The 12,603-nt window shown below is 49.9% G+C and carries 11 protein-coding genes; 6 read left to right on the top strand and 5 right to left on the bottom strand.

The genetic code is table 11. The features are described from left to right. Nucleotides 1-103 precede the first annotated feature (103 nt). Nucleotides 104-550, bottom strand: coding sequence for a DoxX family protein (locus N3Z11_RS04580; RefSeq protein WP_260655975.1), 447 nt, complete (start codon nucleotides 548-550; stop codon nucleotides 104-106). 389 nt (nucleotides 551-939) lie between these two features. Between N3Z11_RS04580 and N3Z11_RS04575 the strand changes: the two genes are divergently transcribed. Next, nucleotides 940-1,758: an ABC transporter substrate-binding protein gene (locus N3Z11_RS04575; protein ID WP_260655974.1), complete on the top strand. Its 819-nt coding sequence runs from the start codon at nucleotides 940-942 to the stop codon at nucleotides 1,756-1,758. A gap of 160 nt (nucleotides 1,759-1,918) precedes the next feature. Here the strand turns inward: N3Z11_RS04575 and N3Z11_RS04570 are convergent, their stop codons facing one another. Next, nucleotides 1,919-2,335: a GFA family protein gene (locus N3Z11_RS04570; RefSeq protein ID WP_260655973.1), complete on the bottom strand. Its 417-nt coding sequence runs from the start codon at nucleotides 2,333-2,335 to the stop codon at nucleotides 1,919-1,921. A 610-nt stretch (nucleotides 2,336-2,945) separates the two neighbouring features. Between N3Z11_RS04570 and N3Z11_RS04565 the strand changes: the two genes are divergently transcribed. Together N3Z11_RS04565 and N3Z11_RS04560 are read left to right on the top strand one after the other, a co-directional pair. Further along, complete coding sequence (locus N3Z11_RS04565; RefSeq protein WP_260655972.1) at nucleotides 2,946-3,809, top strand: hypothetical protein; 864 nt, start codon at nucleotides 2,946-2,948, stop codon at nucleotides 3,807-3,809. Between the two features lie 20 nt (nucleotides 3,810-3,829). Next, nucleotides 3,830-4,327, top strand: coding sequence for a hypothetical protein (locus N3Z11_RS04560; RefSeq protein WP_260655971.1), 498 nt, complete (start codon nucleotides 3,830-3,832; stop codon nucleotides 4,325-4,327). 494 nt (nucleotides 4,328-4,821) lie between these two features. On the opposite strand, the gene N3Z11_RS04555 is transcribed toward N3Z11_RS04560, so the two are convergent. After that, complete coding sequence (locus N3Z11_RS04555; RefSeq protein WP_260655970.1) at nucleotides 4,822-5,298, bottom strand: winged helix-turn-helix transcriptional regulator; 477 nt, start codon at nucleotides 5,296-5,298, stop codon at nucleotides 4,822-4,824. 132 nt (nucleotides 5,299-5,430) lie between these two features. Here N3Z11_RS04555 and putA point away from each other — a divergent pair, with 132 nt between their 5' ends. The 3 genes from putA to N3Z11_RS04540 all read left to right on the top strand — a co-directional run bounded on the left by putA (nucleotide 5,431) and on the right by N3Z11_RS04540 (nucleotide 10,655). Then, entirely contained in the window at nucleotides 5,431-9,210 is a 3,780-nt protein-coding gene (gene putA, locus N3Z11_RS04550; protein WP_260655969.1) for a bifunctional proline dehydrogenase/L-glutamate gamma-semialdehyde dehydrogenase PutA, read from the top strand. Nucleotides 9,211-9,355: 145 nt separating this feature from the next. Further along, entirely contained in the window at nucleotides 9,356-9,574 is a 219-nt protein-coding gene (locus N3Z11_RS04545) for a hypothetical protein (protein WP_260655968.1), read from the top strand. Beyond that, nucleotides 9,549-10,655, top strand: coding sequence for an HD-GYP domain-containing protein (locus tag N3Z11_RS04540; protein ID WP_260655967.1), 1,107 nt, complete (start codon nucleotides 9,549-9,551; stop codon nucleotides 10,653-10,655). Before N3Z11_RS04545 ends, N3Z11_RS04540 begins: the two co-directional genes overlap by 26 nt. Before the next feature lie 6 nt (nucleotides 10,656-10,661). Here the strand turns inward: N3Z11_RS04540 and N3Z11_RS04535 are convergent, their stop codons facing one another. Then, a complete protein-coding gene (locus N3Z11_RS04535; protein ID WP_260655966.1) occupies nucleotides 10,662-11,585 on the bottom strand; it encodes a general secretion pathway protein GspB in 924 nt (307 codons plus the stop codon). Between the two features lie 3 nt (nucleotides 11,586-11,588). Next, entirely contained in the window at nucleotides 11,589-12,545 is a 957-nt protein-coding gene (locus tag N3Z11_RS04530) for an AAA family ATPase (RefSeq protein WP_313771330.1), read from the bottom strand. Between the last annotated feature and the right edge of the window lie 58 nt (nucleotides 12,546-12,603).

Raw genomic sequence — 12,603 nt, 5'->3', positions numbered from 1 at the left:
CCTAATTCCGGGCCAGTTAGCCTTTAGTGGGCGTGACATCATCAGCCTGGCTGCCAGCCAGGCTGATGTTTATTGCTTGTTTTTATTTGTTTTGGTGGTGCTGTTATTTCAGTTTGGCTGCCAGAAACTCATCGACAGATGCTTTACCAGCGCCGCTGAACATCAACGAAGCGCTGGCCGCCAGCAAGGCCAAACCAAACTCGTAACCGTTGTTGCTCATAAAAAGGCCATTAGCAAAGTGCACACTAAAAATGGCGACCAGCATGGCAATACTCAGCGCAAAAGCAGCCGGACGGGTTAAAAAACCGGCAATCAATGCCAGACCACCAAAAAACTCAGCAGCACCGGCCAGAAAAGCCATCAACACACCGGGCGCCAGACCAATACTTTCCATCCAGCCGCCAGTACCTTCCAGGCCATAACCACCAAACCAGCCAAACAGCTTCTGCGCACCATGAGCGACAAAAATAAGCCCCACAGGTACCCGCAGCAGTAAAGCGCCATAACCCGCATCGGTAGTTAATAAGTTTTTCAGCATTGAATTGTTCATCAGTTCCACCTTAGTTAATTCGTTAAAAATGACTGCGTTATTTGCTTTCGACAGTCATCGTTCTGTCGATGGTGTAACTATAGATGGGTTATTAATTTTAATAAATTGGATTAAATTTGATATAATATTCTAAAATTTAGAATCTGATGTCTGTGCATTGCAAAGCTCGGCCGCTTTGGTGCTGCGTTGCTTAAGTGGATGCCTGCGCGATAGTGCTGTCCGGACAAAACCAGAGCACGGCATCACAGGGCTTATTGATAAACTCAGCCAGAGCAACAAAACTTTCACTCACCTAAAAAGGCTCCTGACATCTTACCAGTGCTTTGCTCCTATCAAGTTCCGTTTATAGATACTAAACTGCAAGCACCCTAAGCAGAAGGATTTGCTTTATGTGCCACTTTGCCTTGCCGTTAATTTGCAGTCTTGTGCTGTTAGTTGTTCAGCTGCCAAACTTTGTATTCGCCGCCGACCTTGCCAAAACCGCAGCAACACCACAGATCATTACCGTGGTCGAGCCACCCTCCAGTTATCTGGACAGTCATGGCCGGCTCACAGGTTATGCCACTGATATAGTGCGTGCGTTACAAAAAATCAGCGGTGATAACAGCCATATTGAACTGATGCCGGAATCCAGAGCTTTATTAACGGCATCACGTCAGCCTCATGTGTTGTTATATGGTTTTTCCCGCACCCTGGAGCGGGAAAATAACTATCACTGGATCATGCCGCTGGCGCGCAAAAAATGGGTGTTGTATATGCACAGGGACGACCCACAACAACTGCAGCATCTGAATGACGCCAGAGCACTGGAAAGTATTGGGGTGGTGCGGGGTGATGTGCGGGAAGAATGGCTGCTGGCGCAGGGCTTTACCAATTTACAAAGCTCATCCAGCCATGCGCAGAATCTGGCAAGGCTTGGCAGTCGCAGGTTAAATGCTATTGCTTTTGAACCTCAGGGCATGCAATACCTGCTGCGCGAAGCCGGGCTGGCACCTGAGCAATACCGGGCTGCGCTGCACTTTTTTGAAACTGAAGTCTGGTTATTAATGTCGCGGCAAAGCCCGGCCAGCGAAGTCGCACGCTGGCAACAGGCAGCGCAGCAGTTACAACAAAGTGGTGAGCTGGCCGCCATCAGCAAAAGCTGGCAACAACGACTGGCACAGGAACAAATTCACAGCAGTATCGAAGGGCAATTATTAAGTTTTTAGTCAGGTGTTCACAACATAACGAGCAAGGCGGCTGAAGCCGGCATCAGCCAGCCCTTGCAGCAACAGGTTTGTTTGCTGGCCTGATTTTATTGCTGTTAAAAAGGCCAGGTACCCGCCCAAAGCCCCGGGCCACAGTTACTGGCGCTATGGTGAATGCGGCTCAGGTTCCGGGAGTGCGTCCTGGCTCATGACCATCGTATCTTGGCAATATTGCGTCCAGATCATCCCAGTTGGCGCTGGAAGATACAAAGTTGTGTGACATCGGACGTTCAGCAATATCAGAGTCTAAGATGCCCAACCTTAACCTTAACAATTCAGGGGCAGCCTCATTGCTGCTAAAAATTGGCGAAGCACAGACTTTGCAAAAATGCCGCTTTTTGCCGGGCGTCATTTCATAATACCGAATGTGTTCTTGCCCTTGTTTAATCACAAGCGCACTTTTAGCAATAAAACCATTTGTTGCGTAAGCAGTGCCACTGCTTTTCCGGCACTTTGAACAATGACAATGAATAATAGATTGAATACCCGCCGTGACTTCTAAAACAACAGCCCCACATAAACAACTACCCTGATACATCTGATTTCCTTATACCAAGCACCTGCAGCCATACACCAATCTTAGGCTGCTGAAAAATATGAAAGTGAGGTTTTGTTCCCTGCCTGATGCTATCTGGCCAGAAAAGACAAAATGCAAAACCTGACCGCGATTTTACGTTATTTGTATGATGATTCACCGCTTTGTTTTGGACTCACCCTCTTAAACCAGAATAGGGAGTGCGTTATCCGATGAGACCAAATCCGCGCCACAGATGCCATTCACACATCATCTTGCTGTTAAGTTACAGCAACCACCTACACACCTATTTTGCATCCTGAATCTTGATTATTTTTAAACAGTTTCACCGCTCCGCCTGTCACTTTGCACAGGGCAACAACATTGTTGTTTTTTCTTTTCGGCTTTTTGCATTCAGCTTTTGTGTGTTGTGGTTCTGCTCTGCTTTTTGAGCCTGTCAGCACCTGCGGTTTTGCACGCCATCATAAATTATCAATTTAATATCACAAATTTATTAATAGTAAATTATTTGTAAATCACTGATTGCGGTTAGTGTTTTCTGCCGTTTATCAGAGTCAAGGCTACATAGCCGTTGTGGTGCAACTTGCCCCTCAGTTACAGCAAGAGGTTATTTGTGAATTCTATCCTTTCAGGCTTTTTAGGCTTTGCCAGTGGTTCATTGCTGACATTGTTCGCTTTACAGTTATTTGACGACAATTCCACAGCTGCCGGCGCAGAACAGTTCCAAAGCAAGGCGCTGAGTCCTGCTCAGAGCAGTTCACCACAGCAGAATGTTACAAGTCGCGATACAGAACCACAGTTTGCCGGTCAGCCAGCTGTAGACATTAAATCTACTACCAACACCGCAGCCTCAGCCGGGGCCGCTGCAGTCACGCAAAACACTGCTGCAGATAACGGAACAACACAAAAATCCGGCATGGCCGAGCTTGAAGACAGCCTTTATTTGCATGCCGTACTTCCGGCGGTCAGTCAGCTTGGCAGCATGCTAAGCCTGGACGCTGAACAACAAAACAAACTCAGTGAGCTGCTGCAAGCCAAAACCAAAGCTGATTTACAAAGCTGGCATGAACTGCAGCAACTGGCCAGGCAACCACAAGGTGATGCTGAGCAGCTGAATGCAGACTATCTGCAAAAGGCGCAGCAAAGCGGCCAGCTATACAACGAAGAACTTAAAAAAATACTAAGCCCGCAACAGTATCAAAACTACCTGCGATATGAACGTTCGCAAGCGCAAGTGCGCATTCAGCAGCAAGCACAACAACTGAGCACCAGGTTAAACAAGATAGGTCAACTCGATGAGTTCCAGCGCCAGGAGATAGCCAGACTTTCACCTGCCATTTTTTCCGCCGCCGAAGAGATTCTGCCGGGCACGTCGGTAAGCCCTTATGCGCCAAGCCCTATCAGAACCAATCACGAAGCGCTTGAGCAGTTGCGCTCAGTGTTTAGTGAAAGCCAGTTAAAACAAGCTGGTTTGTAATGACACCAACAGGAGAAACCATGAAAAAAATACAAATTGCGGCCGGATTATTGGCCTTTTTATTGGCTGATGTTGCTGCTGCCCCCAGTTGTCCTGGTGGTGGCGGTTACTGGGACTATGAAGAAAGACAGGTTCGGGTTTGCGACTATATTACTGAAACTTATACCGAATCTAACAGGCACTGTGGTTATAGCGGACGGATAGATTTAAGTGTCAATGATTATCTGTGGTACCCGCCTGTGCATGGAACCGACTATTTTATGAACGCCAGCAGCAATTTAGTGTTGGCAGTAACCAGCAGCTGCCCTGCCAGCGATTTTAAAACTGCTTTTCAAACGTACTGGGCCCGGAGTTACAACAACTACAACGAAACTTCATTTCGTTCAGGTTGGTATAGCGGGAGTATTCCGCTGATCTCAGACAGAATAGACACCCAAACAAAAACCAGAACTGTGGAAACCAACTGTCGCACCGAAACAAAAACAGTGCGGGTATGGCGTTGTGGCATGATCCCTTAACATCACAGCTCAGTGGTCGCTACACTCTGAGCGTGCCACAAAGCAGCATTGTTATTTTCCGTTGCCGGTGTGGGTGGTTAATCCTGGTTTCCTGCACTGGTTTTTACTTAAGTAATTGTTTTATATATCAATAGTAGTAAAACACTTTGAAGTTAAAAACTTATTCGTTGTCCTTAAATTTGACTTTTGATCTGTATATTGTGCAGTAAACTCAGCGATCAGTTTTTGGCGACTTACCACAGCTGGCAACTTTATTGCATTTACAAAGCAGCAAAAGCAGCATCTGTCTGGTTCAGGTCTATTCTGATAGCCCCCCATCCTTATTTAACATAAGAGCATCAAACCGAAAGAGGCGAAACCCCGCCTAAGCGCCATATCGCAGGCATTAAATAAGTCGATACGACCAGCAGGTCGCACAACAGCAGACAGTGAAAAAATCAACAGCCTGCGCCGGTTCGCACCGAAAGTCAGCCTGCACCCGCGAAAAAGCAAAGCTACAACGGCAAACCCGAGTCCTGTTTTACTTTTTCAATCACCACATAAGTGTGGGTTTGTAACACACCCGGCAAATCAACAATACGGCCAAGCACGGCGCGGTAGGCTTCCATGCTGGAGAGGCGCAATTTCAGCAGATAATCAAAACCGCCGGCTACCATATGGCATTCGGCTACTTCGGCAATATTCACCACTGCGTCGCGAAACTGGTCAAATACAGCGCCTGTGGTGCGGTCCAGCGTCACCTGAATAAAAGCCGCTGTGCCCATACCGAGTTTAGAGGCCGATAACTTAGCGCCGTAGCCTTCAATAAAACCTTCCTGCTCCAGCTTGCGCACCCTGTCAATACAAGGGCTTGGGCTTAAATTCACTCTTTTGGCCAGCTCCACATTGGAAATGCGGCCATCCTTTTGCAGAGTGTCTAAAATTGTGCGGTCTATCCTGTCGAGTGTTCTGGTTTTATCAGATTGGGTCATAACCGTATTTTTTCTGGTTAGTTAGTAGTTAAACCGAATTATATAGGGTTATAGCCGGAATTAAACCACCAAATACGGCTGTGTTTTCACTAGAATGCAGCATTTATTTTTGTATCAACCGGGATCATTATTATGTTATTTAACGGCGATCTGACCGCAACCAACCCGCTGCGCCAAACTCTGCGCAACTTTTACCGCGCTGACGAAGAAAAAGTACTGGATTTGTTATTACCGCTGGCCGACATCGGCGTGCAGGCCCGCTCACGCGCCTGGGAAAAAGCCCGCCAGCTGGTGGTGAATATCCGTAAAGCCCAGGTTGGCAAAGGCGGCGTCGACGCGCTGTTAAATGAGTTTTCATTATCCACCGAAGAAGGCCTGGTGCTGATGTGTCTGGCCGAAGCCTTATTGCGCGTGCCAGACAGCCATACTGCCGATCGCCTGATCCGCGACAAATTATCGCAAGGCGACTGGAGCTCACACTTAGGCAACAGCGAGTCGTTGTTTGTAAATGCTTCAGCCTGGGGTTTATTACTAACCGGCAAGCTGGTGAACTACAGTGACGAGCAGAAAAAACACCAGTTTGGTTTACTCAAGCGCACCTGCGGCCGCTTAGGCGAGCCAGTTATTCGTCAGGCGGTGCGTTATGCCATGCAGATTATGGGCACCCAGTTTGTGATGGGCACCACCATCGACAAAGCGGTAGAACGTGCTGTTGAGCTGGAAAACAAAGGTTTTACCTACTCTTACGACATGCTGGGCGAAGGCGCCCGCACCATGGCCGACGCCGAACGTTATTTCCAAAGTTACATGATGGCCATTAACGTCATTGGTAAAGCCGCGCAAAATCGTGGGCCTTTTAAAAGCCCTGGCATTTCAGTCAAACTCTCGGCGATTCACCCAAGGTATGAATTTTCACACCGCGACCGCGTGATGAACGAACTGGTGCCAAAACTCAAAGAGTTAGCTCTGGCCGCCAAAGGTTACAACATCAGCTTTACGGTGGACGCTGAAGAAGCCGACCGCCTGGATTTATCGCTGGATATTATTGAAGCCGTGTTCTCAGATGCCGACTTAGCCGGTTGGGAAGGTTTTGGTCTGGCCATTCAGGCTTATTCCAAACGTTGTATTCATTTAGTGGAATGGCTGCGCGAGCTGACGGTGAAAGTGGGCCGTAAACTGATGGTGCGTCTGGTAAAAGGCGCTTATTGGGACACTGAAGTAAAAATCAGTCAGACCGAAGGCCATGACGATTTCCCGGTATTTAGCCGCAAACCTTCAACCGACGTGTCTTATCAGGCCTGTGCCCGCAAGTTGTTGGAATACCGCGACAGCATTTACCCAATGTTCGCTACCCACAACGCCTACACAGTCGCCACTATTTTAGAAATGGCACCGGATCGCACCGGTTATGAATTCCAGCGCCTGCACGGTATGGGTGATGCGTTATACGACCAGGTGGTCGCCGACGATAAAGTGCCGTGCCGTATTTACGCGCCAGTGGGTGAACATTCCGACTTATTGGCTTATTTAGTCCGTCGCCTGCTGGAAAACGGTGCCAACAGCTCGTTTGTGAATAACATCGTCGATGAAAACATTCCGGTGGAATCTTTACTCAAAGATCCGGTGGAAACTGTGCGTGGCTGGAAACAAAAACGTAATACCCAAATTCCGCTGTCGGTTAACCTCTATGGCAGCGAGCGTAAAAACTCTAAAGGTATTGATTTAACAGAAATTGATGCGTTAACGCCACTGCGTAACAACCTGAATAACTGGCTGGCCAAAGCAACGGCTCAGCCTGCGGTTGAAGGTGCCAAAGCGGTACGTAACCCGGCCAACCACGCCGAAATTATTGGTTATCACCAGCACGCCACGCCAGAGCAAATGAAAGCGCTGGTGGACAGTGCAGAAGCTGCTTTCCCGGCCTGGACAGCAACACCGGTGGCAGCACGTGCTGACAGCCTGCGTAAACTGGCTGATGCACTGGAAGCCAACCGTGACGAGCTGATTGCCATTTGTGTCAAAGAAGCAGGTAAAACTGTGGGCGACAGCGTGGCTGAAGTGCGCGAAGCCGTTGATTTTTGCCGTTATTACGCAGCCCGCGCTGAAGAAATGTTCGCAAAACCACAACACAGCCGTGGTGTGGTGCTTTGTATCAGCCCATGGAACTTCCCACTGGCGATTTTCTTAGGCCAGGTGTCGGCCGCTGTTGCCGCAGGTAACACAGTTGTGGCTAAACCTGCCGAACAAACCAGTTTAATTGCGGTGCGAGCTATTGAGCTCTGGCGTGAAGCCGGCCTGCCACAAGGTGTGGTGGAGCTGGTGATTGCCCCTGGCCGCGCTGTGGGTGAGCATATTGTGCCGGATAGCCGTATTCAGGCAGTGATGTTCACAGGTTCTACCGAAACCGGCAGCTGGATTGCCCGTAAGCTGGCCGAACGTGGTGGTGAGCCGGTGCCGCTGATTGCCGAAACCGGTGGTCAGAACTGTATGATTGTTGACTCGACTGCGCTGCCGGAGCAAGTGGTGGACGATGTGGTGTCTTCAGGTTTCCAGAGTGCCGGTCAGCGCTGCTCCGCGCTTCGGGTGTTGTTCCTGCAGGAAGATGTGGCCGATAAAATTATCCACATGATTAAAGGTGCGATGCAGGAGCTGCATGTAGGCGACCCGGCGTTTTTAAGCACTGACGTTGGCCCTGTGATTGACCAAAAAGCCTTAACCGGCCTGAATAATCATGTGCAATACCTGGAAGGTAAAGCAACGCTGCATTACGCCTGCAAAGCCCCAACAGGCGAAGGCCACTTTTTCTTTGCACCACGTTTGTATGAAATCAAAAACTTAAGCTTATTAGAGCGCGAAGTTTTTGGCCCTGTGGTACACATCATCCGCTTTAAGGCTGATGAGCTCGATAACGTCATAGCGCAGATTAACGCCACAGGTTATGGCCTGACCATGGGTGTGCACAGCCGTATTGCCGAAGTGACGCAGCAAGTCGCCCGTGAAGTAAAAGCCGGTAACATTTATATCAACCGCAATATGATTGGTGCTGTGGTTGGCGTGCAGCCATTTGGGGGTTGTGGTTTGTCAGGCACTGGCCCGAAAGCCGGTGGTCCTTTCTACTTAAGCCGTCTGGTGAAAGACAACCTGAACGTGACTGAAGCGCCGCTGGCCGATGCCAAACGCCAGGCCCTGTTAAGTGCCAGCAGCAACGACGCTGCGCTTCACAGCACACTGCAACAAGCGAAAAAAGCCCAACCGGCCTGGGCAGCACTCGATATCAATAGCCGCAGCTCTGTTATTCGTCAGTTCCTGGCGCAGCTGGCTTCTAACTCAGTGGTAGTGAAACAAGAGCAAGACTTAGAGCAGGTGATCCAGTCGGCCCGTCATTTACTCAATGACATTGAAAAGCAGCTGGCCGCGCCACTGACTTTGCCAGGACCTACAGGTGAATCAAACCAATTGTTCCTGGAAGCCCGTGGTGTAGTGGCGGCAGTGCGTGATGAAAGCGCCTGCTTTAAATACTGGATGCTGAGCCTGATGACGGCGCTGGCAACAGGTAACGCTGTGGTAGTAGCGGTGGAAGATCAGTTTGTTGCTGAAGCCGATGCTTGCCGTAAAGTGCTGCTCAATGCTGGTCTGACGCCAACTTTGTTTACCGTGGTGAAGCTGTCGCAGCTCAAGGCCTTGATCAGCAACAACATCATCGCCGCAGCTATTGTCGAAGCTGGCAGTGCAGTCAAAGCCCTGACCGGTGAGCTGATTGCCGCCCGTGACGGCGCTATTTCGCCGCTGATTACCACACCGGCCGACGAGCGTTTAGTGCATCGTTTAGTCACCGAAAAAACTGTCACTGTAAACACCACAGCGGCAGGCGGTAATGCCTCATTAATGACCATGAGCGATAACGCCGGTTAATCAATCCGGGCAATTGCCCGGCTGCATCAACACCAAAAGCCCGAAACATTTGCTTCGGGCTTTTTTTTATATAGAGGGACCTATGGTACACCGGCAATGCAGGAGCAATTGGCGGTGATATAGTGGGACCTATGGTACACCGGCAATGCAGGAGCAATTGGCGGTGATATACAGGGATCTATGGTACAGCGGTAATGCAGCAGCAATTGCCGTTGATACAGAAGGAAAATTCCACGGACCGGAATTTTTTCAGCAAGCCCCCTGCAGGTCATTGCATTTCAGGCTGAAGCAGCCTATGTTCAGCAAAATTCTTCTTTTTATTCAAGGACAGCGGCATCATGGCATTGCAACGGGTCGCCATTGATGAACTTCAACTGGGCAGTTATGTGGTGTCGGTGACCCGGCAGCGCGGCGACGTTGTGGTGAAAGACGCGGGCTGGGTGCGAAGCCCGGAAGCTCTGGCTTTGCTCAAACAAAAAGGCGTGCTGGAAGTTGCCATCGACCCGGCCAAACAATTACCGCCTGCCGCTGCACCAACAGAAACGCCGGCAGAGCCAAAAACCCCGGCACCTCCAAAGCCCCCCCGCATTAGTTTTGAGCAGGAAATTAATAAAGCTGAACTGGCTTTTAGCGCCAGTGCACATAGCCTGCAGGCCAGTTTTCCCAAACTGTTAGAGCAGGAGGAGCTGGATTTTCATGAGCTGTCGAGCGTCAGCAACCGCTTGCTGGAAAGCACCAAACGCAACAGTCAGGCTTTGTTATTTTTGCAGCAGGTCAGCCAACAGAATGACACCTTGTTGCAGCACAGTTTAAGCTGTGCCTGTTTAATGGCAGCTTTTGCCGCAAGGCTCAAATTGCCGGTAGAACAAGCTCAGCTTTATACACTGGGCGCTTTATTGCACGACAGCGGCGCTCTGCATTTACAGCTGCTCTATCCAAACCAGCCTTATCTGGATTCTGATGCTGCCAGCTACAGCATTCCGATGTTGCAGCAACAGCAGGATTGCCCGGCTGAACTTTTACAAATGATTGAGGAACATTGTTTAAGTCTTGGGCAGCAGCAGAGCCTGGGTGGCAAAATGCTGGCTATTGTGAACAGCTACAGCAAGCTGACAGCAGCGGGAAAAAATTCATTACAGGCCGCAGCCAGCCTGAAAAAAGCCGAAGGTAAAACGCTGGACAGCGAACTTTGTAGCGAGTTTTTGCAATGTGTGGGCCTGTACAGCCCTGGCACTGTGGTGCGGCTTAAATCTGGCAAGCTTGGGCTGGTACTGGAAAATCACAGTGTGCATCCGGATAAACCCAAGCTAAAACTGTTTTACCACAGCCTGCACCGACATCATTTGCCGGCCAAGCTGCTGGATTTAAGTAAACAAAGTGAAGAAGTGATTGAATCCTGCGCTGACTTAAAAAAATATCAGCTGGAGTTACAGCATTATCTATAACCCGAATTAACGCCCCGGTAAACGGTACGACCATTCACTAAGCGCTTCCACACTAAACAGCTGCCGGCCGGTTTGCAGCAACACATACTGCGGCGTAATTTCTTTAATTTGAATATCGGCTGTCACCCACTGCCCTTCCTGTAAATCTTTGCCGTTTACTTTCACCCAACGCTGTTTGGGTTCAGTGGCATAGACATGGGCTTCAAAACGCAAGGGTGGAATTTGCCGTTTTAACAGCTCATCCAGACTATTGATATCGCGCGCCGGCGCCGCATGCTCTGTCACCGACTGCCGTCTTGGCGCTGAGCCTGTTTCTTCCAGCGCCAGTGCAAATTTGCTTTTGAGTTCATCCGACACTTCATTGGCACTGAGCTCAGGTTGCGCCATAGGGGCAACTTCGTCAGCAAGGCTGGCTTCTGCCATCTCTGGCTGGGCCTGAAATTCGTCGGCATAGTCTGTAGCCACAACATCGTTTTGAGGTTCCGGGGCAGTGCGCTCACCAGCCACCAGAGCCACCTGTTCATCCAGCCCTTGTTGCGTCTGTCGCTTCGAGCGCGGCTGTGCTGATACCAGCAGTTGCGGCTCTTCGCTGCTCTGATCAGCACTGTCATCGAGGCGGCTTTCATCCGCACTGCTATCGGCCTGTGTGCTGGCAGAACCTGGCGGCACCGTCAATAAATCAGTCAAAATTTGACCGGCGCTGGCTGGCTGTAGTGGAACCACAGCGGCAACCGGCGCTGTTGGCGGTTTTTGCAGATATTGCGCCAGTAAAAAACCAGCTAATAAGCCCACCAGCACCAACAGCAACAAAGCCAGCATTTTCCAGCCCTGTGCATTGGGTGTTGGCGCTGGCTGAGAATAAGCAACAGGCTGAGCTGGCATCGGCTGCTGACCTTGTTGCTGTTTTAACGCTTCCATCAATAACGACATCAGTTAACTTCCAGATTTATTCAGGCCGGAACCCGGTACTGCATTCAGCCCAAGGTCCAGGCCAATGGCAAGCAAAGCGCCAAGGCCGATACAACCGATAAAAAGTAACGCCCAGAACCACCAGGGCGTGGTTTTGGCTGGCTCAGTCTTACGCACCGCCAGAATTTCCGCCGCCGCTTGTTGCACCAGCGCTGCGTCTATCAAAGCTTTTTGCTGACTATAACCACCCAGCAAAGCGCGATCACAAATCAGGTTCACCAGCCGTGGAATACCACCGGATAACATAAATAATTTTTTCAGTGCACCGTCGGTAAACACCGGCCTGCTGCAACCGGCCACCTGCAACCTGTGCTGCACATAATGTTGCACTTCCATTAATGTCAGCGGCATTAAGTGGTAACGGGCGGTAATACGCTGTGCTAATTGGCGTAAGTCCTGGCGCTGCAACAGCTGCTGCAGCTCAGGCTGGCCGATTAAAATCACCTGCAATAACTTTTTGGTGTTGGTTTCCAGATTGGTCAGAAGCCGCAATTGCTCCAGCACAGCCGGTTGCAGGTGCTGCGCTTCGTCAATAATTAAAATGGTATTGAGCCCCGCCTCGTGGTTTTTTAACAATTTGGCGGTAATTTTGTCGGTCAGATTTTTTAAACTGGCGTCGGTTTTTTTATAACGGATCTTGAGCTCATCACAAATAGCAGCCAGCAGCTCAAGCTCAGACAAAGTCGGGTTCAGAATAAAAGCCACCTGAGTTTTTTCCGGCAGCTCTGCCATTAAACAGCGCGACACTGTGGTTTTACCGGTGCCGACTTCGCCTGTTAACAAGACAAAACCACCGGCATCACCCAGGCCATAACGCAAATGCGCCAAAGCTTCAGTATGACGGGCCCCTAAATACATAAATTCCGGGTTGGGCGCGATTGAAAACGGCTGGCTGTTCAGGCCAAAAAATCCGGTGTACATAACATCCTGACTGTGACTGACGCGACAATTGTTGCTGGCCGGTTATAATGGCAAAAAA

The organism is Rheinheimera sp. 4Y26 (assembly GCF_025245835.1).
Taxonomy (GTDB): Bacteria; Pseudomonadota; Gammaproteobacteria; order Enterobacterales; family Alteromonadaceae; genus Pararheinheimera.
This window is presented reverse-complemented; position numbering and strand designations above follow the sequence as displayed.